The following is a 23,396-nucleotide window of genomic DNA, read 5'->3' as shown; positions in this document are numbered from 1 at the left end:
GCCTACGGCAGGAGTCATCATGCCGAGCATAGACGCCCTCGCCGATCGCTTATCGACCTACCTCGGCAACGACCAGGTCAACCTGGTCCGCCGAGCGTATTTCTACGCCGAACAAGCCCACGACGGCCAACGCCGCCGCAGCGGCGAGGCGTACGTCACGCATCCTCTTGCGGTGGCGAATATTCTTGCCGACATGCACATGGACCATCAGAGCCTGATGGCCGCGATGCTGCATGACGTGATCGAAGACACCGGTATCGCCAAAGAAGCGCTGCAAGCGCAGTTCGGTGAAACCGTGGCCGAACTGGTCGACGGGGTCAGCAAACTGACCCAGATGAACTTCGAGACCAAGGCCGAAGCCCAGGCCGAAAACTTCCAGAAAATGGCCATGGCCATGGCGCGCGACATTCGCGTGATCCTGGTCAAGCTTGCCGACCGCCTGCACAACATGCGCACGCTGGAAGTGCTGTCCGGGGAAAAACGCCGCCGCATCGCCAAGGAAACCCTCGAAATCTACGCGCCCATCGCCAACCGGCTGGGCATGCACGCGATTCGTATCGAGTTCGAAGACCTCGGCTTCAAGGCGATGCACCCGATGCGTTCCGCGCGGATCTACCAGGCGGTCAAACGCGCCCGGGGCAACCGCAAGGAAATCGTCAACAAGATCGAAGAATCCCTTGGCCATTGCCTCGCCATCGACGGCATCCAGGGCGAAGTCAGCGGACGCCAGAAACACCTCTACGGCATCTACAAGAAAATGCGCGGCAAGCGTCGGGCCTTCAACGAGATCATGGACGTCTATGCGTTCCGGATCATCGTCGACAAGGTCGACACCTGCTACCGCGTACTGGGTGCTGTTCATAATTTGTACAAACCGTTGCCGGGGCGCTTCAAGGATTACATCGCGATCCCCAAGGCCAACGGCTATCAGTCGCTGCACACCACGTTGTTCGGCATGCACGGCGTACCGATCGAGATCCAGATCCGTACCCGCGAAATGGAAGAGATGGCCAACAACGGCATTGCCGCCCACTGGCTGTACAAATCCAGCGGTGACGAGCAGCCAAAAGGCACTCACGCCCGCGCCCGTCAGTGGGTCAAAGGTGTGCTGGAAATGCAGCAACGTGCCGGCAACTCGCTGGAATTCATCGAGAGCGTGAAGATTGACCTGTTCCCGGACGAGGTCTACGTGTTCACGCCCAAAGGCCGGATCATGGAGCTGCCCAAAGGCTCCACGGCGGTCGACTTTGCCTACGCGGTACACACCGACGTCGGCAACAGTTGCATCGCCTGCCGGATCAACCGTCGCCTCGCACCGCTGTCCGAACCGCTGCAAAGCGGCTCCACGGTCGAGATCGTCAGCGCGCCCGGCGCACGGCCGAACCCGGCGTGGCTCAACTTCGTGGTCACCGGCAAGGCGCGCACGCACATCCGTCATGCGCTGAAACTGCAGCGCCGCTCCGAATCGATCAGCCTTGGCGAACGCCTGCTGAACAAAGTGCTCAACGGTTTCGACAGCGCGCTGGAGAAGATCCCGGCCGAGCGCGTCAAGGCAATGCTCGCCGAATATCGTCTGGAACTGATCGAAGATTTGCTCGAAGACATCGGCCTGGGCAACCGCATGGCCTATGTCGTGGCGCGCCGTCTGCTCGGCGAAGGCGAGCAGCTGCCGAGTCCGGAAGGTCCGCTGGCGATTCGCGGCACCGAAGGGCTGGTGCTGAGCTACGCCAAGTGCTGCACGCCGATCCCGGGCGACCCGATTGTCGGCCACCTGTCGGCGGGCAAAGGCATGGTCGTGCACCTGGACAACTGCCGCAACATCAGCGAAATCCGGCACAACCCGGAAAAATGCATCCAGCTCTCGTGGGCCAAGGATGTCACCGGCGAATTCAACGTCGAGCTGCGCGTCGAGCTGGAGCACCAGCGCGGCCTGATCGCGCTGCTGGCCAGCAGTGTCAACGCAGCCGACGGCAATATCGAGAAAATCAGCATGGACGAGCGCGATGGCCGCATCAGCGTCGTCCAACTGGTGGTCAGCGTCCACGACCGTGTGCACCTGGCCCGCGTGATCAAGAAGCTGCGCGCCCTGACCGGGGTCATCCGTATCACCCGCATGCGTGCCTAATTCACACCTAACAAGGAGTCATACATGACCAAGACTGTTATCACCAGCGACAAGGCCCCAGCCGCCATCGGTACTTACTCCCAGGCGATCAAGGCCGGCAACACTGTCTACATGTCGGGCCAGATTCCTCTGGACCCAAAGACCATGGAGCTGGTTGAAGGCTTCGAAGCCCAGACCGTCCAGGTGTTCGAGAACCTCAAAGCCGTAGCTGAAGCTGCCGGTGGTTCGTTCAAGGACATCGTCAAGCTGAACATCTTCCTCACCGACCTGAGCCACTTCGCCAAGGTCAACGAAATCATGGGCAAATACTTCGACCAGCCTTATCCGGCCCGCGCCGCCATCGGCGTTGCAGCCCTGCCGAAGGGTTCGCAAGTCGAAATGGATGCCATCCTGGTCATCGAGTAATGCACACGGCGCAGCCTTCAACCGCTGCGCCGACTGCTCTGCGGTAAAGAAAAGGTTTTGAAAGGATTCCACCATGCGCAAAGCGCTTGCTCTCTCGCTGCTCGCCATTTTCCTCGGCGGCTGTGCCAGCGACCCCGCCGACCGTGACATCAGCGGCACCTGGATCAACCAGGTGGCGATCGATGCCGCTGCCAAGGGCGCCCCCCTGCGCGAAGCGCTTCAGGCCTATGGCCCGAACCTGGAGTGGGACGTCAATACCAAGGCCGGTCAGGCCCGCTACACCAACGGTTTCGAGAACGTCGAAGGACGGCTGCAGGGCGAACAGTCCGGCGCCTGGAAAGTCGACTTCTATGGCAGCTCCGGCAGCGAGCTGAAACGCGACGGCGGCCGGATGAAACAAGCCGCCACCGAGAACGAGCCGGATCAGTTGTTCGACCGCGCACAAATCCCCGTACCGGAAGGCGCGCCAATCGGCGCCAGCTTCGAACGCGCACTGTATTCAGCCTATCTGGGCGGCAGCTGGAAGATTGCCAGCGGCGACGGCGAAGGCAACACCGTGCAATTCCAGGCCGACGGCCAGGTGTCCGGCCTGCCCGGCGCCGACCGTTATGCGCTGTGCCTGGCAGGCGACTGCGCCTCGATGAACAGCGACCACGACAGCATGTGGCTGCAGCTCAACGGTCAAGGCAACAACTGGATCTTTGCCCGCAAAGGCAAGGCGCTGGAAATCTTCCAGGCAGTGAATACCGCACTGGCGGATGAAATGCCGCAGTTCACCCCGGGTGAGCGCAAGTGGTTGCTTGAGAAACAGTAACCGCGCCTGAGAACAATATATAACCCTGTGGGAGCGGGCTTGCCCGCGATGAGGCCATCAGACTCAACACTTTAGTTGACTGCCAAGCCGCCATCGCGGGCAAGCCCGCTCCCACAGTGGTTTGTGGCGTTAGAAAGTCAGCACTTGCCTTCAAGAATCGCCGCATAACCTTCGCGGTAACTCGGATATTTCGGCGTCCAGCCCAGCGCCTTCGCACGAGCATTGCTGCACCGTTTACTGCCAGTGCGGCGTACGCTGGCGTCGTCAGCCCATTCGGTAACCCCCAGATACTCCCGCAGCCAGGCGACCACTTCGGCCAGCGGTGCCGGCGCATCGTCCACACCAATATAGATATCCTGCAACGGCTTGCCCTGATGAGCCGCCTGCAGCAGAAACGCCATCAGCCCCGCCGCGTCATCAGCATGGATGCGATTGCCGTACAGCGGCGGCTCGACCGCCACTCGATAACCACGACGCACCTGAGTCAGCAGCCACTCACGTCCCGGGCCGTAGATACCGGTCAGTCGCACAATGCTCGCCGGGATGCCGCTGTTCAGCGCCACTTGCTCAGCTTCGAGCATCACTCGCCCGGAATAGCCGCTGGCGACGGTCGCTGAATGTTCGTCGACCCACTCCCCTTCCTGCTGCCCGTACACACTGCTGCTGGAAACGAACAGTAGCCGATCAGGCGTCTGCCCGTAGTCGTCCAACCAACTCAGTACATTCTGCAAACCCTGCACATAAGCCGCACGATAACCGGCTTCATCGTGATCGGTCGCCGCCGCGCAATACACCAGATAGTCCACCGCCCCGAATGGCCAGTTTTCCGGGCAATCTTCCTTGAACAAATCACCAGCGACGCCGATGACGCCATCCGGCAAACGCGACACATCACGGCGCAGACCCTGCACCTCCCAGCCGGCGGACAACAATTGCGTAGCCAGACGACTGCCGACATCACCACAACCGGCAATCAAAACAGAAGGCGCGGACATCAAAAAACTCCCAAAAGAAAGGAACAGACTAGCCCTCGTACAGGACGAACGGCTAGCAATGAAGGAAAAAAAGAAACTCTATTACTTTTGTTAACAAGAATTACTTGCAATAATGCACCCCACTTTTGTTCTCGGCCTCACGAGGCCTGGAAGAGCATTACCGTTTTTCTACCTCAGGTCCGGCCAGCATGACACGTAATCAAAACCCCGCTTCGCCAACCAAACGACCTCGCGCCTTCAGCGCAGTGGCGGCCCTGCTGCTCAGCCTGATGCTGGCACCGACCGCCGCTTTCGCCGACGCACAAGCGCCAACCGCTCCGGCTGCCACCGAACAGCACGCACCAACTGCAGCCGCGCCAGCCACCACTGACCCGGTGCAGGCAGTAGACGCCGCCCCGGCAGATGCCCCTGAAGTGCTCGAACCCGACAACACCTTGGGCATGGCCCACGACCTGTCGCCATGGGGCATGTACCAGAACGCCGACATCATCGTGAAAATCGTAATGATCGGCCTGGCCATCGCTTCCATCATCACCTGGACCATCTGGATCGCCAAAGGCTTCGAGCTGATGGGCGCCAAGCGGCGTCTGCGTGGTGAAATCGCTGCCCTGAAAAAAGCCGCCACCCTCAAGGAAGCCAGCGCCACTGCGGCAAAGGAAGGCACCCTGGCCAACCTGCTGGTGCACGACGCCCTCGAAGAGATGCGCCTGTCGGTCAACAGCCGCGAGAAAGAAGGCATCAAGGAGCGCGTCAGCTTCCGCCTTGAGCGCCTCGTCGCCGCCTGTGGCCGCAACATGAGCAGCGGCACCGGCGTCCTCGCCACCATCGGTTCCACCGCGCCGTTCGTCGGCCTGTTCGGCACCGTGTGGGGCATCATGAACAGCTTCATCGGCATCGCCAAGACCCAGACCACCAACCTCGCCGTCGTGGCGCCGGGTATCGCCGAAGCGCTGCTGGCCACCGCGCTGGGTCTGGTTGCTGCGATTCCTGCGGTGGTGATCTACAACGTGTTCGCCCGCTCCATCGCCGGCTACAAGGCGCAGGTGTCCGACGCTTCGGCGCAGGTCCTGTTGCTGGTCAGCCGTGACCTCGATCACCAGCCTGAGCGCAGCAGCTCGCAACCACACATGGTGAAAGTGGGGTAATCGGCCATGGGCCTGCATTTGAAAGAAGGCGCAGACGACGATCTGGCCGAGAACCACGAAATCAACGTCACGCCGTTCATCGACGTGATGCTGGTGCTGTTGATCATCTTCATGGTGGCCGCGCCACTGGCCACTGTGGACATCAAGGTCGACCTGCCGGCCTCGACCGCCAAACCGGCGCCGCGCCCGGAGAAACCGGTGTTCCTCAGCGTTAAAGCTGATCAGCGCCTGTACATCGGCGACGATGAAGTCAACGCCGATACCCTCGGCGCGACGCTCGACGCCAAGACCCAGGGCAAGAAAGACACCACCATCTTCTTCCAGGCCGACAAGGGCGTGGACTACGGCGACCTGATGAGCGTGATGGATAAACTGCGCTCGGCCGGTTACCTGAAGGTCGGTCTGGTAGGACTTGAGAGCGCAGCCAAGAAATGATCACGACGCGCCATAAGCTGACGCGTTACAGCGGTAGCCTGGCCGTGGTGCTGGGCGTTCATGCGCTGGCCATCGCGCTGGCGCTGAACTGGACCGCCCGCCCGCCCATCGAACTGCCGCCGCAGGCAATGATGGTCGAACTGGCACCGGTTCCGGCCCCGCCACCGCCTGCTCCGCCGAAAGTCGTCACACCGCCGCAGCCACCAGCTCCGGTCGAAGAGTTGCCGATCCCGAAACTGGCTGAAGCACCCAAGGCCGAGATTGCCGTACCGAAGCCCAAACCCAAGCCAAAGCCGAAACCGCAGCCGCCCAAGCCCGTCGAAAAGAAACCGGAGCCGGTGAAGGAAAAACCGGCCGAGGAAAAACCGGCTGACACCCAACCGACTCAGGCGCCGACGGAGAAATCCGCCCAGCCCGCACCGGGCCCGTCGCCGGCACAAATGGCCGCCAAGGCCAGTTGGCAAGGCACCCTGCTCGCGCACTTGGGCAAATACAAGAAGTACCCGGCCAGCGCACAGGCTCGCGGCAAGGAAGGCGTGAACCGTTTGCGCTTTGTGGTCGACGCTGAAGGCAACGTGCTGTCATTCGAACTGGTGGGCCGCTCGGGCAACGCCGACTTGGATCGGGCCACCCTGGAAATGATCCGCCGCGCGCAACCGCTGCCCAAGCCACCGGCCGATATGCTGAACAACGGCTCGATCGAAATTGTGGCGCCGTTTGTGTACTCGTTGGAAAAACGCCGCTAACGCGATGCAAAACCTGTGGGAGCTGGCTTGCCAGCGATTGCAGTGTGTCAGACAAGGATTTATGAGCTGACCCTCCGCTATCGCTGGCAAGCCAGCTCCCACAGGTTTCTGTGTCAGCCAGAAGAACCCAACCAGAAAGGCACCGAAAGGTGCCTTTTGCGTATCTGCACACTGCAAACTCACATTGCCCGGTGTCGCATTCCTCACTCAGTCTGATAACGTGCGTCTATCGATTGCAGCCGTTATGCTTGGCCCGCAACTTCATGGACGCTCGCTATGACCCTCACAGAATTACGCTACATCGTTACCCTCGCCCAAGAGCAGCACTTCGGCCACGCCGCCGAGCGTTGCCACGTCAGCCAGCCGACTCTCTCGGTGGGCGTGAAAAAACTTGAAGACGAACTCGGTGTGCTGATTTTCGAGCGCAGCAAAAGCGCCGTGCGCCTGACCCCGGTCGGCGAAGGCATCGTCGCCCAGGCGCAGAAAGTCCTGGAGCAAGCGCAAGGCATCCGTGAACTGGCCCAGGCCGGCAAGAACCAGCTGACCGCGCCGCTGAAAGTCGGTGCGATCTACACCGTCGGGCCATACCTGTTCCCGCACCTGATTCCGCAACTGCACCGGGTCGCCCCGCAGATGCCGTTGTACATCGAAGAAAACTTCACCCACGTGCTGCGCGACAAACTGCGCAACGGCGAGCTCGACGCGATCATCATCGCCCTGCCGTTCAACGAAGCCGACGTGCTGACCCTGCCGCTGTACGACGAGCCGTTCTACGTCTTGATGCCAGCCCAGCACCCGTGGACGCAAAAAGAATCCATCGACCCGGGCCTGCTCAACGACAAGAGCCTGTTGCTGCTCGGCGAAGGCCACTGCTTCCGCGATCAGGTGCTGGAAGCCTGCCCGACCCTGACCAAGGGCAACGACGGCGCCAAACACACCACGGTGGAATCCAGCTCGCTGGAGACCATCCGCCACATGGTCGCCTCCGGCCTGGGAATCTCGATCCTGCCGCTGTCGGCGGTGGACAGCCATCACTACGCCCCAGGCGTGATCGAAGTGCGGCCGCTGTCGGCGCCGGTGCCATTCCGCACCGTCGCCATCGCCTGGCGCGCCAGCTTCCCACGGCCGAAAGCCATCGAGATCCTCGCCGACTCCGTTCGCCTGTGCTCGGTGGCCAAGCCCGCCGCGCCGGTCACGGCCGGTTAAGCCAGGGTCATGACCGAGCTGTCGCAAGTGTCGGTGACGGCACTCAAGGGTGTCGGCGAAGCCATGGCCGAGAAACTGGCCAAGGTCGGCCTGGAGAATCTCCAGGACGTGCTGTTTCACCTGCCGCTGCGTTATCAGGATCGCACCCGCGTGGTGCCGATCGGCCACTTGCGCCCGGGCCAGGACGCGGTGGTCGAAGGCACCGTCAGCGGTGCCGACGTGGTCATGGGCCGGCGCCGCAGCCTCGTCGTGCGCATGCAGGACGGCACTGGCGGGCTGAGTCTGCGCTTCTACCATTTCAGCAACGCGCAGAAAGAAGGCCTCAAGCGCGGCACACGGATTCGCTGCTACGGCGAAGTACGGCCCGGCGCTTCGGGGCTGGAAATCTACCACCCGGAATACCGCGCCATCACCGGTGACGAACCGCCGCCCGTGGATGAAACCCTGACCCCGGTCTACCCGCTCACCGAAGGCCTGACCCAACAGCGCCTGCGCCAGTTGTGCATGCAGACCCTGACCCTGCTCAAGCCGAACACCCTGCCCGACTGGCTGCCGACCGAACTGGCCCGCGACTACCAACTGGCGCCGCTGGCCGATGCGATACGCTACCTGCACAACCCGCCCGCCGACGCCGATGTCGATGAGCTCGCCCTCGGTCATCACTGGGCGCAGCATCGGCTGGCTTTCGAAGAACTGCTGACCCATCAACTGTCGCAGCAGCGTCTGCGCGAAAGCCTGCGTTCGTTACGCGCGCCAGCGATGCCAAAGGCTACGAAGCTGCCGGCGAAATACCTGGCCAACCTCGGCTTTAATCCGACCGGCGCGCAACAACGCGTGGGCAACGAAATCGCCTACGACCTCAGCCAGCACGAACCGATGCTGCGACTGATTCAGGGCGATGTTGGCGCGGGCAAAACCGTGGTCGCCGCCCTCGCGGCACTGCAAGCGCTGGAGGCCGGTTATCAGGTCGCACTGATGGCGCCGACCGAGATCCTCGCCGAGCAACACTTCATCACCTTCAAGCGCTGGCTCGAACCGCTGGGCATCGACGTCGCGTGGCTGGCCGGCAAGCTCAAGGGCAAGAACCGCGTCAGCGCACTGGAACAGATCGCCAGCGGCACGCCGATGGTGGTCGGCACCCACGCGCTGTTCCAGGACGAAGTGCAGTTCAAGAACCTCGCGTTGGTGATCATCGACGAACAACACCGCTTCGGCGTGCAGCAACGCTTGGCATTGCGGCAGAAAGGCGTCGGCGGGCGCATGTGCCCGCACCAACTGATCATGACCGCCACGCCGATTCCACGCACCCTAGCGATGAGCGCCTACGCCGACCTCGACACCTCGATCCTCGACGAACTGCCGCCCGGTCGCACCCCGGTCAACACCGTGCTGGTCACCGACACCCGCCGCGTCGAAGTCATCGAACGGGTGCGCAGCGCCTGCGCCGAAGGGCGTCAGGCCTATTGGGTGTGCACGCTGATCGAAGAGTCGGAAGAGCTGACCTGTCAGGCCGCCGAAACCACGTTCGAAGACCTCACCGCCGCCCTCGGTGAGCTCAAGGTTGGGCTGATCCATGGGCGCATGAAACCAGCGGAAAAAGCGGCAGTCATGGCTGAATTCAAGGCCGGCAATCTGCAACTGCTGGTTGCCACCACCGTGATCGAAGTCGGCGTCGACGTGCCCAACGCCAGCCTGATGATCATCGAAAACCCCGAGCGTCTCGGCCTCGCGCAACTGCACCAGTTGCGCGGTCGCGTCGGCCGGGGCAGCGCGGTCAGCCATTGCGTGCTGCTCTACCATCCGCCGCTGTCACAGATCGGCCGCCAGCGCCTGGGCATCATGCGCGAGACCAACGACGGTTTCGTCATCGCTGAAAAAGACCTCGAACTGCGCGGCCCCGGCGAAATGCTCGGCACCCGTCAGACCGGCCTGCTGCAATTCAAAGTCGCCGACCTGATGCGCGACGCCGACTTGCTGCCCGCCGTGCGCGATGCCGCGCAAGCGCTGCTGGAACGCTGGCCAACCCACGTCAGCCCATTGCTCGACCGCTGGCTGCGTCATGGGCAGCAATACGGCCAAGTGTGAGCACCGTCGCAGTTTGTGAAGGATCGTTCCGACAGAGCTGGTTATACTCCTGCCATTGTTTCAAAAACGGATACAGACCATGACTGACGCAGCTCTCGCCCCCGAACTTCCGCACGCGCCGTCTGTAATTCGGCTACTGCTCGGCAAGCTGGGTATCGCCTACGAAGAAGTGCTCGACCACCACGGCCTCAATGCTTCGCGCAAGGTACAAGCCGTGTTGCTGGACGATGCCGTCGGCGCGCTGATGGTGCTGTTTCCGCAGAGCCAGTTGCTCGACCTCAACCGCCTCGCCGAGCTGACGGGCCGACGCCTGACCGCCGTCTCGACCGAGCGCCTGGAAAAGATGCTCGGCAAACACAGCCTGAGCCTGCTGCCGGGCCTGCCGGCACTCACCAGTTCGCCGTGCCTCTACGAAGAAAGCCTGCTGCGCGAGCCGAAGCTGCTGATCAACTCTGGCGAGCCGGGCGTGCTGCTGGAAATCACCAGCGAAGCCTTCAAGAGCATGCTGACCAAGGCCAGCGCCGCCAACTTCGGCGAAGCCCTGAGCAGCATCCGCCCGAACCTCGATCGCCCCGACGATGACCGCGAGGAAATTACCCAGGCCGTGCAGGCGTTCACTGCACGCCGGATCCAGCAGCGTCTGGAAGCGACCATCGAGATTCCACCGCTGGCCGAGACGGCGCAAAAAATCATCAAGCTGCGCGTCGACCCCAACGCCACCATCGACGACATCACCGGCGTGGTCGAAACCGACCCGGCGCTGGCTGCACAAGTGGTGAGCTGGGCGGCGTCGCCGTACTACGCCTCGCCGGGCAAGATCCGCTCGGTGGAAGACGCGATCGTTCGCGTGCTCGGTTTCGATCTGGTGATCAACCTCGCGCTGGGCCTGGCCCTCGGCAAGACCCTGAGCCTGCCGAAGGACCATCCGCAACACACCACGCCGTACTGGCAGCAATCGATCTACACCGCCGCCGTCATCGAAGGCCTGACCCGCGCCATGCCGCGCGCCCAGCGCCCGGAAGCCGGCCTGACCTATCTGGCCGGTCTGCTGCACAACTTCGGTTACCTGCTGCTGGCCCACGTGTTCCCGCCGCACTTCTCGCTGATCTGCCGCCACCTGGAGGTCAACCCGCACCTGTGCCACAGCTACATCGAGCAGCACCTGCTGGGCATCAGCCGCGAACAGATCGGCTCGTGGCTGATGCGCTATTGGGACATGCCCGATGAACTGGCCACCGCCCTGCGCTTCCAGCACGACCCAAGCTACGACGGCGCCTACGCCGAATACCCGAACCTCGTCTGCCTGGCCGTGCGCCTGCTGCGCAGCCGCGGCATCGGCTCCGGCCCCGACGAAGACATCCCCGACGCCCTGCTCGAACGCGTCGGCCTGACCCGCGACAAAGCCAACGACGTGGTCAGCAAAGTGCTTGAGGCTGAAGTCCTGCTGCGTGAGCTAGCTTCGCAATTCAGCCAGGCTTGAAAACTTCGCGAGCAAACTGAACTGGTCAAGTAATCTTGGACACTGATTAAGGTTTCACGCCGCCAACTTCTCCCTGGCGACTGGTGACCGATAGTCGTTGTAGCTATGTGGCCTGGTGATGTTGTAGCGCGATACATAGCGCTGCACATCCGCTCGGGCCTCATGCTCCGATTCGTAGCCTGCTTCTGGCACCCACTCTGATTTCAAACTTCCAAAGAAACGCTCCATCGCAGCGTTGTCCCAGCATTCGCCTTTACGGCTCATGCTCTGCCGGAGTCCATGTTCCAGCAGTTCATTTCTGAATTTATGGCTGGTGTACTGGCAACCTTGGTCGGAGTGAAACAGTACGTCTTTTGGGCGACCGCGTAGTTCAATCGCCATCCGCAGGGCTTCGCAGGTCAGCGTGGCATCGGAGATCATCGAAAATGACCAGCCCACAATCCGGCGAGCGAACAAGTCCAGAACCGCCGCGAAATACAGCCAGCGCTTGCCGACTTTGATGTACGTCACGTCCCCACACCACACCTGATTGACCGCCGTAACATCAAACTTGCGTTTGAGCACATGCGGTGCCACCAACGCTTCCACGCCAGGTGACTTGTACTTATGGCGCCGGCGTTGACGGCTGACAATGCCTGCTTCTCGCATCAAGCTGCGAGCCATGAACCGCCCGACATCATGCCCGCCTGCTTGCAGCTGTTTAGCCAAGGTACGAGCGCCCGCGGACTCTCTCGACGCCTTGTGATGCTTGACCAGCATGGCCTTGAGCTTCTCTCGCCTAGGGCTCACTTTGCCTTGGCGCTGACGCCATGCGTAAAAGCTACTGCGGTTTATTCCGAACACACGACAGCAATCGTTAACGCCATACTGCTCGCCCAGCTCACAGATCAACGAGAGTGATCTTTGGCGTCCAAAAGCAGGAGAGCACTGGCTTTTTTTAGGATTTCGATATCCCGGTCTCTTTGCCTGAGTAAGGCTTTAAGTTCCTGAATCTCTCTCTGATCTGCAGTAATCGCCTTGGCTCCCACCGGAGTCGAGCCCAAGCGCTCCTTACGAACCTGATCGACCCAGCGGCGCAAGGCCGTAGGGCCCATGTCCAAACTGGCACAGACCTCGGGAACCGACTGCCCCTCGTCCAGCACCATGCTGGCAGCCTTGAGTTTGAACTCACTTGAATAAGATTTACGCATATCCAAACACCTCAGATTTGGGCGCCATCATAGCGCCCGATTGAGGTGTCCAAAATCATTAGGCCAGTTCAAACTCGCTCCCACAAGGTTTCGGTGACCTCCTGTGGGAGCTAGCTTGCTCGCGAAGAATCCACCCCAATCTACCTGCCTGACACAAAACCTGTGGTGAGGGGATTTATCCCCGACCGGCTGCGCAGCAGTCGCAAACCCAACCAACAGGATGTGTCAGTTATATCGAGGTCTCAGGTTTTGGGGCCGCTGCGCAGCCCATCGGGGATAAATCCCCTCACCACAAGAGCCCCTCCACTCAAGCCCGTCTACTCAAGCCTTCGGCTTGGCCTTCCTCGGCTTCAAATACTTCATCAACCCCTGAAACCACATCACCAGCGCCGGATTCCCCTTCAGCTGAATCGACTTGTCCTGAATCCCCTGCATGAACGCCAACTGCTTGTTCTTCGCCTGCATCGTGGCAAAGGCATAACCCGCATCCTTGAACGCAATCGCAAACGCCGGCTCCGCCACCACACCAGACTTGCTGGTAACGCGCTGATTTTTCACCACGAAATGCCGCGCCACCTTCCCGTCCAGCGTCTGCAGCTGAAACACCAGATCCTTGTCACCCAACTGCTGCTGGAACGCAGGATTTGTCCGGCTGGCCTTACCCATCAACAAACCCATCATCCACAGAAGAAAACGAAATTTCATGCGCACAGCCTCAAAAGGAAAATGAACGGCCGGGGCAGTGTAAGGGATTCGGACGATAACGCCACTATCGGCCGCTATTGGAAGATGATGCAGACCATTTCCCGCACGATGACCGCCAAGTCACACTTCTGCCCCCATCATCCTACACCTGTTGAAACACATCCCTGTAGGAGCTGCCGAAGGCTGCGATCTTTTGATCTTCCAGCCTGCAAACCTATGGGAAATTTCCTGCAAAGTGCCGCGATACCTATGAACTAGGCAGGTTGGCAGTTCGTCGATAGCCTCTGTGTGTCGCCGCAAAATCGGCGACTCGGACGTGCAAGTCCGGTTCAGGTGCACATTCGTTGATGGCATTTCGCCGAGCGTTTTCCTATGCTCGCGGATCGTTATGGCGGCTGTGCGTCGGAGACCTTCGGGTCTGCCGGCCACCTGGACCGGTCTTGCACACCAACGCACAGCTGCCACCTCTTTCGAAGTGCAAAGCGAATAGGTGTCGGCCTCACAACTCCAGGAAGCTGCACCATGATCAAACCAACACCCAATCCCCCCGAAACCCCAGACATATCGCCCTACGAATCGCTGGAATCCAAGAAATTCCACGAAGCCGCCGAACGCGCCCTCGACCACCACTTCAAACCGCGCACCGAATCCCAACCCAAACGCGAAACCGGCCTCTTCAGCCTCACCCCCGGCACCGATGCCGAAGCCCTGATGGCCAACGCCTCCGAAGACCTCCTGTCCATCAGCGCCATCGCCTGCGACCTCGCCGACGACCTCCACGGCTCCCGCCGCTCGGTAGCACTGGCCCTGAGCAGAATGGCGGATGGGGTGCGATTGATGGTGGAAGGGACGCTCGATCATATTGAAGTGCGGAACCTGGCAGCCAAGCCGTAGCGGAATTTGCGGATGAAAAAAGGGGACTTTAAGTCCCCTTTCTCAATGATCCCCGGCTCACCACTGACAGCCTGTTTCTGGCGAAGCGTTCCTTAGCGGTTCATGGGTAATTGAAAACGCATCCTCACCGCGCAGTAGGCGACGTCTTCACGCCACAGACGGCCAGCCATCTCACAATGCCCTTCTGCGTACGTCTTCCAAAGGGGATCATTGAACTCATCCCCTCCCAGTCGCTCAATGGCGGCCGCTAAATTTCTCTCACGATCCTTCCCTGCAATCGCAGATGCGGCTTTGTAAAAGCCATCTAGCGGTAAGCCCGTCTGCAGGGCAATCAACTCTCCCAACCGGGCATTGGTCGTTTGTACCAGACACCCCAGTCTCTCGATTGGCGCCTCAGCGCCCGGCAAAGTGGATTGATAAAGCTCCTCGCAAAACGACTCTTTGAAACGCACCCAGTTCTTTTGCACATCTCTCAGATGGCTCTGCTCCGCAGGAGCCAAACTCGTCAGCGCTTTTTTATATTGCTCGTTCAACACAGCATCGACCTTCTCGAAGGTTTGCTGCCCGCAAATGATCAAGTCGGGGTTGGAAAAGCTGTCTGGATTACACACTTCTGCGGCAAGTGCCGCAGTAGAGGTTGCCAATGCCAAACAGCAGAGAAGAATCGAAAATCCTTTCACGCTATAACTCCTTCGATACCAATATGCCCAGTGCGTATTTATTGAGCGATTTTTCGGCGGTCCTGGACATACAGCCAGATCAACGGCGGCAATAGCACGAGCAACGCAAAACCATCGAGCCACAGATGCGACCAGACCTGCTTTTGCGCAGACAGCCACATGTCCTGCGGCGCCCATAACAGGATGCCGGCGATCAACCAGCCCCACACTGCCGGGGCTTTCGAGCGATTGCCCAAGTGCACCAGCGCGAGCATGTACAGCGAATAACTTTGCAGCGTCGCGCCGAACAGCGCGAGCCACCAGACCTGTTGTTCGTGGCCGGCGGCGGGCACCGCATCGGCGCCCCAGAATGCGAGTTCGAGGATGTGCAGATAGCCGTCGAGTAAACCGGAGTGACCGGCCCAAGTCAGGGTGAGGCCGGCGAGTATGTGCACGATTGCGGCGGCGTATAGCCAGAGCACTAACGCGGGGCGAAGCGAGGTCGAGGGGGCTGGCATTCCGTGTCCTGAGCGCATTACTTGGGGTGGAGAGTTTAAAGGAAGGACAACATAAAAAATCCAAAAAACTTTCTAACGCATGTTTTTAAGTCGTACTTATTCTTCAAGTGAGATAGCCATTTTCAGAGTAGATCCATTCAGATAAACGATCGCTTCGCGCCCGTTAACATCGATAGGCGTAGGATTCTGAATCATTCCTTCATCACTGGCCTTCGCAATTTTCGTCAGCGTCTTATCCACAACATTGGCACGCCAAACAGTTTTATCGCCATTCTTGAAATAAAACGTCGGCCTTGATTTGCTCCAGATTGGATTATAAATATTCCAACTAGCATCCGGCCCACCAACCGGAGCTATCGTTTCATACCCTGGGGTATGCGAATAGTACGCTTGCAACTTTCCATACTCTCCACCCCAGCCGAATGTCAAACCACTTACAGCATTTTCATTAGTATTTGGCCACTGCTGAAACAATAAACTACTTTCAACCGGCGGCAGCTTGGAGCCGAGTTTATAAACCATCCCCCGCAACTGATTTTTCGAAAGCTGCTGTCGATAGTAAAACGACCCGTCCAGAATTCCCGCAAACCTTTTGCCTTCGTCATTCGACCCCAGACTCAGAGCACCATCAAAACCGATATCTTTCGCAATCGTGTGCAGTATTTGCCTGTCATTGCGATCAACGTACTCATAAAGATTGCCCCTGTACGCTATCATCGCTGGATCAAAATGCCCTTCAAATACGATGACATGCAACATGCCTGAGATTGTTTCGGCGGAGATTAAAAATCGTTCGACAACCCCCTTTTCATTGGGAAGCCATGCTAAATCAACGACCTTCCATGAGCGCTCAGACTGCGTATATGGCTTATCGCCCAAAATCAACTTAATATCTTTCTGGGTCGGCCTAGGCGCAATAGAAATCGGCGACAGAAACTGTATCTGCTGAGTATAAGCATCCTCTAGACACTCAACCGACTCACAAGCATTACGTTCCGACTCCAGCCAATCGCTTTCGATTATTTGAAAAGCCCGTCGACTCTTTAACGGCTTGAAAAGCTCACTTAGTTTTTCATCCAGAATGGATACAGACGAAGAACCACAAATTTTCTTTTCGACGTCCGTCGAAGCTTTACCGCAGTCGAAACTCGCGGAATGCGCAACCGTACTAAAAAACAAAAAGGTTAATGTTAAAATTCCAGAAACTGGAAATGTTTTTCTCATTGATTCAGCCATTAATTAAGTCTCAACGGGTGATACAAATTTCAAATTTGAAACTTTTCGGAGCGCGACAAGCAAGCTCTTTCCATCGCATTTCTTCGGGCGACGCTAGCATTGACTACAAAGAATCAAGGCATGAAATATAGCTAGACAAGGGGTCGGACTGAGCCAAAAAAATCCGCTCCCTTTTGTTGCCAAGATTATCTTTAATTATTTAGACCCAATCACTTTATCAATATAGGTCTTTATCAAACCTGCATTAACGTAAGGAAAATGTTGCTCCTCACCTTCTTGATACCCTTCCATCCCACTCAAGTTCTTATCAAACCTGACAAGGTTATTCACAACCAATTTATTGCCCAAACTTTTTTCATACCCATAAACTTGATAAAGGGTTCCATACGTTCCAATTCCCCTGCTCGTGATTTCCCAAGAAACCAAAACAAGTACATTTTTCTTACCTTTTATCGGATAAAAGAAAATCGACTCGATTTTTGGGTCAGAGCCTGCGACATCATACTTATCGACAAGACTTCTATTTTTTTTATCATCGGTATCAACAACATCCAAAACCAAGGCAACCGGAAACTCCGCGCTCCCTGTCTGCAAAAAGGAGAGTTCCCCTCCCTTTACAACATTAGTTTTAAACGGGCCCTGAATCACTCGCCCCAGAAGGTAACCCACATCTTGGGCATTACTGGAGTTCGCTATAAGCAAAACGAAAGCAAACATGAAAAAGCGTAACATTAGCGAATGACCTAATATTGATATTCATTTGCGCAGCAAGGGCTTGGAATCTGTTATTCCTGCAAGCATGCCAAACTAATAAATCCGTACCGTTCCCCCGCGACGCCACTTCCCACGCCTATCAAGCCGAATGCACCAGAAATATTACGCTCTAGGGCTAGCGCTGCGTTCGCAACAACTTCGAGGCCTAAACAACTGCGGCTCATTCGTGCAGTCACCGCCCAGATTTCCAGATAGTTCGCATGAAGGCCCAGACAAAGTGAAAAAAATTGGTAACATCTATTAAAAATCTCTCCTCGAGCAAAAAAAACAGCGTCCTTTTCTTGAACCCCTTTCATTATCCCTCTTACTCAAAAAACAAGGGGGGGGGACAGATAAAATAAAGCCCCCCCTCTTTACTACAAATCAGGTAAAGTTTTATCTAAATAAACAGAGCGATCCAGACTCATTCGCGCGACGCAGTTATTCACAGTAGTTACATAAGCTGGCTGCCCAACTTCTACTTCAAATGCCTCAAGAGCACAATTCGTATCACGTAGTTTCAGCCACGCACGCTGAGACTCTTTCAGCTTTTTCATGAATTCGTCGTGAAGATTAGCGTCAGCTTGATATTGAGATCCAACCCTTTTTATTAAATCCTTATAGCTACTATTAAGCTTCGCATCTGCAGATTCTTTTGCATGCTTTGCGCAGACATCTACTTGTTGACTGGTAGAAATATTAGCACAGTCCGGTTGTGCCGCAGCAACTGACAAGGGGATCAAGAGAGCAGAAAAAATGAATAGATTTCTCATATATTTTCCTAACGATTTTTTCTCAGATAAGCAGCACGTTTTCGACCTTCTTCGTACTGTCTAATTGTAGGATTGTTCTCAATATAGCTTATTAACTGATCAACATCATCCTTCATCCCTGCCTTCATTGGATTTGCCCCTTTTGTGAACCCCTGGTATACAAAATCCACCAGAATATCTTTAACGATCTGGCTTAATGCATCCCACTCCAGACGCTCTGAGAAAGGAGTCGTCCAGTGATTATAGTTTGCAATTGCCTTAGCAACATATCCCGGATAAATCAAATCAAATAGAGCTTCTTGCTGCTCAAGCGTTATCGTTCCTATATCGGCGCGATTCTGAGCCACGAAGTTTCTTGCATTAGTCCCCTTATACTGCCGAGCTTTAGATATCTTCGTAGCTTGAGCATCATCTACCCCAGCAGCGATCATATGATTGTATATTTCCGTTTCGGATCTAAACCCCATATCATATCCACGCCCTAAGGTAACCCCTGACAAGTCATTTCCCGGCCAGTGAATATGGCGGCTGAAAAACGGTGAACCCGGGATGTCATTGCCTTCAGCATCATAGGTAATTTGACCAGCCTTTGACGCGTCCTTTGCTAAGAAATTTCCGATCATTGCGATCGGATGAAAATGCCAAATAACTCCATCACCAAGACCCTTTTCTTGAATAACTGGGTCATCCCAAAAAACCAGCTTATCAATTCGTTCCTTTTCTAACTTAAGAATCGCCGGAGATCCTTCAAGAAGCTGGTTTAGACGACTCCATTTTGCAGATTCTGATTTTTCCTTCCACTCAGTGGGATGGCATGCGACCAACTTAGACCAGTGTTCTCGAAACTCTGCATTTTTCATTGCTTCAGGAAAATCTTCTGGCGTCACCTTGTCATCGTGATTGCCAAATTTATCCAGATCATCATATAGCTCTTGGAAAAAAGGTGGCATTTCATCAGGATCCAAAAAACCGTCAGAATTCGAATTGCTTTCTTTTACAACACGAAAGCCCAGCTTTTCCCAGTCATGTTGAGTTACGAGCTTGGCTTCTGCCTTCTTTATTAACCCTTTAATATCTTGACCGTTTTCCTTGACAGATATTTCGTACCATTCAGTAGGGTCTTTAAATATCGGAGACTTGCTCAACTCAACACAATGATCAACTTCCAGCGTCACACTTCCTACCTCGGGAGATTTTTTGGTCAAAACAGTACCAGAGGGTAGGTGAACATATCGTTTTCCCTTTTTTATTCCAGCCGTATTTTTCAGAAAATCGTCGACTTTTGGATCAAGTGTAAAAATCTCTAAATGAACTTGATGCTTACGGGCTACTCCCCCATTAGGCCCAGCCAAGACCTCATTCAAGCCAAGGTATCCAATCGTGTCTCCCGCTTTAATTTTCATATTCATTGGTACAACTGCATCAAAACTCGCCGGCATTAACTCCTGCCATTCGACAACACGATTTGGACTTACATCCTCTACGCACGCCCAAAAGCTTGACGGCACAGCTGTACTTTGATTTTTTAGTCCGGTGGGTGGATTCGAGGAGCTCGGAATAAATACACACTCGGCCATCCTAAGCAGTTTTCCATTAAGCTTAAGATTGAGGATTTTCGAACTATCGAATTCGATAATACTATTAGTGCTCAAGACCATGGAGCTGCCTTTTTTCGCTCCGGCGTTGGCTCCATCAGTCAATGTAGCAGGTGCATTCCGTAAGACTAGACCACTACCAGTGACTTTTGCACGAACTTTACCTTGCCAATACCCAGGTTTCGAACGAGCAATAGTTCCTCCACCCTGTTCTAGCGGGTAATGCTGAAATGGCAGCAAATGCATGTACAAGCTGTAGAACGTCAGCGTGTTATTCGTACTAGGTGTAACCTCAGTATTTGGCGGAGATTTGTAATCATGCCGCACTAAACAAAAAGAGCTTGAGTACTTAAGCTCACCCTCACCCTCGAATTCTGATTTCTCGTAATCTTTGTTCAGGCGGTAGGCGACGACCACTCCATCAGCCATACAGCGAATAGGCTCATCACTAATGCATTGAGGAGCGCTGGAACTACTTATATGAATCCCCCCATGCCAAAATTTGTGACTACCTAGAAGGTAATTGCCTGAAGTTTCACCTTGGATTGCAGAAAAAATCTCTTCCGCATCTTTATACCGTCCGCCACCGGGTTTTCGGAACGGAAACTGAAAATTAAGAAGGCTAAACACAGTTGATTCAGGTGTTGCTGAGCTCGGAGCAACAGTCTGTTGCCCCCACCAGACCTCTGGACTAATAAGGTTGCCGTTCGGATCCTTCATTTGATAGTGAACATGGCGTGGATACTGAGTTACGCCATTCGGCCCTTTCCCCCCCATAGTGCCAATTTCATCACCCGCCGCAACGGTAGATCCCTGACTTACAACATGGCTGCTCGTATGCAGAATCTCGTGGCTATTGCCATCCGCATCTTTGATTTTTATCGTCCCGTAATTCCCACCGGTAAATGTTACGGTACCGGCTATTGGCGCATAGACTTTGGGGTTCTCCAGATTTATCCCGTTTTGGCCACCAATATAATTAAAATCGGTCCCTCCGTGAGGGCCACTCGCACGCTGCTCGCCATAAACTCCTGTAATATGAGGTTGGTGACCATCAACTGGCGGCAGAACACGGAGCATCACTTCATTGAAAGACATATAATTTCCTTATTAAACTTCTATCAAAGTGAATAGTCTTGAATTTCGTCCAAAAACCAACACCCTTCCAACTTAAACACATAAAAAACCTGGTAATCGGTATCCGGCTTCTCTATTTTTATTTTAGCAACACCGTTGAAATTCTCTAAGACTGTCACTTCAACGCCGGCGGCAACTCGTTTCTCTTTTCCGAAAATTACTGGAAACACTACCTGATTCTTATCCAGCAGGACTGTTTTTTGCTCAGGTTCAGGCTCAGCATCTACAGTAATTATTTTTTTTAACGGAATATGGGTAAATTTCTGTTGAACAGAAGGATTTTCCAGATAAACAGAGAGAAACTCTGAGAACGTCGTCGATGGACAAGATTTTAAATCAGCTCCGCTTGCCATTGCGCAGTTTGAAAGAAATGCAAACATTGACATTATCAATGCAATAAAAAATTTACGTTGGCAGTTCATGTATCAACCCCTTTAGACAAATGAGTGATCACTCAGAAAACACAAAAAAAGCCTTCGGCTTAACCTTCTCAGGCACCGCATTCCCCAACGCCTGATCCATCAAACTCCCCGCCTTATCCTTATCCGCCGCCCCCGGCAGCAACGGCGGTTTAATCCCGATCCCGGTGCCATTCCCCGGAGAGCCACCCGCATTAATCTTCACCACCGGCCCAACCACCGTCACACCACCGCCATCAAGCTTGATAAAGCTCCCACCCCCAAGAATGGTCAGCTCTGTCCCCGCCTCAATAACAATCTTGTCCCCAGCCTTGAGGTGAATCTCCTTGCCCACGCTGGTCAGTTGCGCCGTGCCCAGTTTCACATGCTGGTTCTGCCCAACCGTGAGGTGATCATCCAGCTTCGCTTCAATCTTGCGGTCGGAAATCGTGGTGCGGTGTTCTTCAGCCTTGAGCTCGGTGTAAGTGTTCTTCACCACGGTGTCGTGACGTTCGTTGCCGACACGAATCTTCTGGTCGTGCTCGATGTTTTCATCCCAGTCGCGCTGGGCGTGGATGTAGATTTGCTCCGCGCCTTTTTTGTCTTCAATGCGCAGTTCGTTGTAGCCGCCGCCACCCGGGGAGCTGAGAGTTTTGAAGACGCTGCGGGTTTTGTTCGCCGGCAGGGCGTAGGGCACCGGGTTTTCCTTGTGGTACAGGCAGCCGGTGACGAGGGGTTGGTCGGGGTCGCCTTCGAGGAAGGTGACGAGGACTTCCATGCCGATGCGCGGAATGCTGATGGCGCCGTAGCGGTCACCGGCCCAGGAGCTGGAGACGCGTAGCCAGCAGCTGGTTTTGTCGTCGGCCAGGCCTTCGCGGTCCCAGTGGAACTGGACTTTGATGCGGCCATATTGGTCGCAGTGGATTTCTTCGCCTTTGGGGCCGGTGACCATGGCGGTCTGGCTGCCGAGCACGCGCGGTTTCGGGTGTTCGAGGGCCGGGCGGTAGAACACGTCCCACGGGGTGGCGAGGAAGGTGTTGCGGTAGCCCTGGTGGAAGTCGTCCTTGTTGTCGGTGGTGTCGCTGGTCACGCCTTCTTCGAGGACTTGCGGCTGTTTGCCTTCGTGGAAGATTTCGGTGAGCAGCCACAGGTCGTTCCACTCGCTGCGCGGGTGGTCGGACATGGCCATAAAGTGGCCGCTGACCAGTTTGGTCTGGTCGCCGCGACCTTCGGCCTGGCGGTAGTCGGCGCGGTGGCGTTCGAGGGCGCGCTGGCTGAGGAACTTGCCGCGCGCGCGATCAATGAAGCGGCCCGGGTAGTCGTAGTCTTCGAGATCCGGCTCAGTGCTCTCGCCATCCGGCTTGTAAGCCGCTTCCATCTGCAGGCGCGGTTTTTCGAAGTCGTAGTCGCGGCGCGTAGTGCGGCTGGTGCGGGTTTCCAGACGCAGTTTGAAGCCTTTGATCACCGGCTCTTCGGCGACCATGCCACTGCCTTGCACGTACGCGGTCGGCTGGCCGAGGTCGGGGAACACGGTCTGGTCGTCGCCGAACACCAGCAGGTGGGCTTTTTCGCTGTGCTGGAAGTGGTAGTGAATACCCTCCTCTTCGCACAGACGCTGGACGAAGTGCAGATCGGTTTCGTCGTACTGCACGCAGTAGTCGCGATCCGGGCACGGCTGGCTGAGCTGGAAGCTGTAGGCGTTGCCCTTGATCCCGTGTTCGTCGAGGATCAGCGCGATGATTTTTGGCGCCGACATCTGCTGGTAGATGCGCTGGTTGGTGCGGTGATGCAGGTACTGCAGTTGCGGCACCAGCGAGACCTTGTAGCGGGTCAGGCGCTTGCCGGCATCGCCCTGGGCGACGCGGTAGATCTGGCCGTGAATGCCCGAGCCCTGTGGATCGAACGCGAGGAACGCCTGCTTGTGCAGGAGTTTTTCCAGGTCCAGATCGGGGTTTTCGCTGACCAGTTCGAGGTCGAAACGAAACGGCTGGCTGATGCCTTCGGTGCCGGTGAACGACAGCACTTGCAGGTCGCCCACGTAGTCTTCGACCTTGAGGCTGAAGTGGGTTTCGTTAGCTGGGTTGAACATAAAGCGCTCCCTG

General features: G+C 56.4%; 23 protein-coding genes. 10 read left to right on the top strand and 13 right to left on the bottom strand.

Features of this window, described 5'->3' with window-relative positions:
• Nucleotides 1-19 precede the first annotated feature (19 nt).
• The 3 genes from spoT to KVQ82_RS01100 all read left to right on the top strand — a co-directional run bounded on the left by spoT (nucleotide 20) and on the right by KVQ82_RS01100 (nucleotide 3,344).
• The gene (gene spoT, locus KVQ82_RS01110; protein WP_041071922.1) at nucleotides 20-2,125 is read left to right on the top strand and encodes a bifunctional GTP diphosphokinase/guanosine-3',5'-bis pyrophosphate 3'-pyrophosphohydrolase; all 2,106 of its coding nucleotides are present in this window, start codon (nucleotides 20-22) and stop codon (nucleotides 2,123-2,125) included.
• A 24-nt stretch (nucleotides 2,126-2,149) separates the two neighbouring features.
• Complete coding sequence (locus KVQ82_RS01105) at nucleotides 2,150-2,530, top strand: RidA family protein (RefSeq protein ID WP_003229509.1); 381 nt, start codon at nucleotides 2,150-2,152, stop codon at nucleotides 2,528-2,530.
• Between the two features lie 73 nt (nucleotides 2,531-2,603).
• A complete protein-coding gene (locus KVQ82_RS01100) occupies nucleotides 2,604-3,344 on the top strand; it encodes a hypothetical protein (protein ID WP_222017620.1) in 741 nt (246 codons plus the stop codon).
• A gap of 137 nt (nucleotides 3,345-3,481) precedes the next feature.
• Here the strand turns inward: KVQ82_RS01100 and KVQ82_RS01095 are convergent, their stop codons facing one another.
• Nucleotides 3,482-4,339, bottom strand: coding sequence for an SDR family oxidoreductase (locus KVQ82_RS01095; RefSeq protein ID WP_222017618.1), 858 nt, complete (start codon nucleotides 4,337-4,339; stop codon nucleotides 3,482-3,484).
• A gap of 188 nt (nucleotides 4,340-4,527) precedes the next feature.
• Here KVQ82_RS01095 and exbB point away from each other — a divergent pair, with 188 nt between their 5' ends.
• The 6 genes from exbB to KVQ82_RS01065 all read left to right on the top strand — a co-directional run bounded on the left by exbB (nucleotide 4,528) and on the right by KVQ82_RS01065 (nucleotide 11,436).
• Complete coding sequence (gene exbB / locus KVQ82_RS01090) at nucleotides 4,528-5,484, top strand: tonB-system energizer ExbB (protein ID WP_108184206.1); 957 nt, start codon at nucleotides 4,528-4,530, stop codon at nucleotides 5,482-5,484.
• 6 nt (nucleotides 5,485-5,490) lie between these two features.
• Nucleotides 5,491-5,919: a TonB system transport protein ExbD gene (gene exbD, locus KVQ82_RS01085; RefSeq protein ID WP_041071566.1), complete on the top strand. Its 429-nt coding sequence runs from the start codon at nucleotides 5,491-5,493 to the stop codon at nucleotides 5,917-5,919.
• Complete coding sequence (locus KVQ82_RS01080; protein WP_222017615.1) at nucleotides 5,916-6,665, top strand: energy transducer TonB; 750 nt, start codon at nucleotides 5,916-5,918, stop codon at nucleotides 6,663-6,665. The genes exbD and KVQ82_RS01080 overlap by 4 nt, the downstream gene beginning before the upstream one ends.
• Nucleotides 6,666-6,941: 276 nt before the next feature.
• Nucleotides 6,942-7,871 (top strand): hydrogen peroxide-inducible genes activator, encoded by a 930-nt coding sequence (locus KVQ82_RS01075; protein WP_007962352.1) that lies wholly within the window; start codon nucleotides 6,942-6,944, stop codon nucleotides 7,869-7,871.
• Between the two features lie 9 nt (nucleotides 7,872-7,880).
• Nucleotides 7,881-9,956: an ATP-dependent DNA helicase RecG gene (gene recG, locus KVQ82_RS01070; RefSeq protein ID WP_222017614.1), complete on the top strand. Its 2,076-nt coding sequence runs from the start codon at nucleotides 7,881-7,883 to the stop codon at nucleotides 9,954-9,956.
• A gap of 79 nt (nucleotides 9,957-10,035) precedes the next feature.
• A complete protein-coding gene (locus KVQ82_RS01065) occupies nucleotides 10,036-11,436 on the top strand; it encodes an aminoacyl-tRNA deacylase and HDOD domain-containing protein (RefSeq protein ID WP_041071572.1) in 1,401 nt (466 codons plus the stop codon).
• A 54-nt stretch (nucleotides 11,437-11,490) separates the two neighbouring features.
• Here KVQ82_RS01065 and KVQ82_RS01060 read toward each other — a convergent pair whose 3' ends face one another.
• The 3 genes from KVQ82_RS01060 to KVQ82_RS01055 all read right to left on the bottom strand — a co-directional run bounded on the left by KVQ82_RS01060 (nucleotide 11,491) and on the right by KVQ82_RS01055 (nucleotide 13,331).
• Nucleotides 11,491-12,327, bottom strand: a complete 837-nt coding sequence (locus KVQ82_RS01060) for an IS3 family transposase (RefSeq protein ID WP_260687688.1) — start codon at nucleotides 12,325-12,327, stop codon at nucleotides 11,491-11,493.
• A complete protein-coding gene (locus KVQ82_RS31450) occupies nucleotides 12,324-12,626 on the bottom strand; it encodes a transposase (protein ID WP_232967021.1) in 303 nt (100 codons plus the stop codon). The genes KVQ82_RS01060 and KVQ82_RS31450 overlap by 4 nt, the downstream gene beginning before the upstream one ends.
• 321 nt (nucleotides 12,627-12,947) lie before the next feature.
• Complete coding sequence (locus KVQ82_RS01055) at nucleotides 12,948-13,331, bottom strand: helicase (protein ID WP_003229522.1); 384 nt, start codon at nucleotides 13,329-13,331, stop codon at nucleotides 12,948-12,950.
• A gap of 522 nt (nucleotides 13,332-13,853) precedes the next feature.
• Between KVQ82_RS01055 and KVQ82_RS01050 the strand changes: the two genes are divergently transcribed.
• Complete coding sequence (locus KVQ82_RS01050) at nucleotides 13,854-14,225, top strand: DUF6124 family protein (protein WP_095668011.1); 372 nt, start codon at nucleotides 13,854-13,856, stop codon at nucleotides 14,223-14,225.
• Nucleotides 14,226-14,317: 92 nt separating this feature from the next.
• Here KVQ82_RS01050 and KVQ82_RS01045 read toward each other — a convergent pair whose 3' ends face one another.
• The 9 genes from KVQ82_RS01045 to KVQ82_RS01005 form a co-directional block, all read right to left on the bottom strand.
• Entirely contained in the window at nucleotides 14,318-14,905 is a 588-nt protein-coding gene (locus KVQ82_RS01045) for a lysozyme inhibitor LprI family protein (RefSeq protein ID WP_131670742.1), read from the bottom strand.
• Between the two features lie 38 nt (nucleotides 14,906-14,943).
• Nucleotides 14,944-15,402 (bottom strand): cell division protein, encoded by a 459-nt coding sequence (locus KVQ82_RS01040; RefSeq protein ID WP_222017612.1) that lies wholly within the window; start codon nucleotides 15,400-15,402, stop codon nucleotides 14,944-14,946.
• Nucleotides 15,403-15,498: 96 nt separating this feature from the next.
• On the bottom strand, nucleotides 15,499-16,638 hold the full coding sequence (locus tag KVQ82_RS01035; protein ID WP_222017610.1) for a lysozyme inhibitor LprI family protein: 1,140 nt from the start codon (nucleotides 16,636-16,638) through the stop codon (nucleotides 15,499-15,501).
• A 195-nt stretch (nucleotides 16,639-16,833) separates the two neighbouring features.
• Nucleotides 16,834-17,355, bottom strand: coding sequence for a hypothetical protein (locus KVQ82_RS01030; RefSeq protein WP_260687903.1), 522 nt, complete (start codon nucleotides 17,353-17,355; stop codon nucleotides 16,834-16,836).
• 68 nt (nucleotides 17,356-17,423) lie between these two features.
• Nucleotides 17,424-17,708 (bottom strand): hypothetical protein, encoded by a 285-nt coding sequence (locus KVQ82_RS01025; RefSeq protein WP_222017606.1) that lies wholly within the window; start codon nucleotides 17,706-17,708, stop codon nucleotides 17,424-17,426.
• A 60-nt stretch (nucleotides 17,709-17,768) separates the two neighbouring features.
• Nucleotides 17,769-18,164, bottom strand: a complete 396-nt coding sequence (locus KVQ82_RS01020) for a lysozyme inhibitor LprI family protein (RefSeq protein WP_222017604.1) — start codon at nucleotides 18,162-18,164, stop codon at nucleotides 17,769-17,771.
• Between the two features lie 8 nt (nucleotides 18,165-18,172).
• Nucleotides 18,173-20,857 (bottom strand): peptidoglycan DD-metalloendopeptidase family protein, encoded by a 2,685-nt coding sequence (locus tag KVQ82_RS01015; RefSeq protein ID WP_222017603.1) that lies wholly within the window; start codon nucleotides 20,855-20,857, stop codon nucleotides 18,173-18,175.
• Nucleotides 20,858-20,880: 23 nt separating this feature from the next.
• Complete coding sequence (locus KVQ82_RS01010; RefSeq protein ID WP_222017602.1) at nucleotides 20,881-21,318, bottom strand: hypothetical protein; 438 nt, start codon at nucleotides 21,316-21,318, stop codon at nucleotides 20,881-20,883.
• Between the two features lie 28 nt (nucleotides 21,319-21,346).
• On the bottom strand, nucleotides 21,347-23,383 hold the full coding sequence (locus KVQ82_RS01005; protein WP_222017601.1) for a type VI secretion system tip protein VgrG: 2,037 nt from the start codon (nucleotides 23,381-23,383) through the stop codon (nucleotides 21,347-21,349).
• Nucleotides 23,384-23,396: the final 13 nt, after the last annotated feature.

The sequence above is a fragment of the Pseudomonas sp. AO-1 genome (assembly GCF_019775695.1).
Taxonomy (GTDB): domain Bacteria; phylum Pseudomonadota; class Gammaproteobacteria; order Pseudomonadales; family Pseudomonadaceae; genus Aquipseudomonas; species Aquipseudomonas parakoreensis.
Note: the sequence above shows the minus strand (reverse complement) of the source record. Positions and strands in the feature narration are given on the sequence as shown.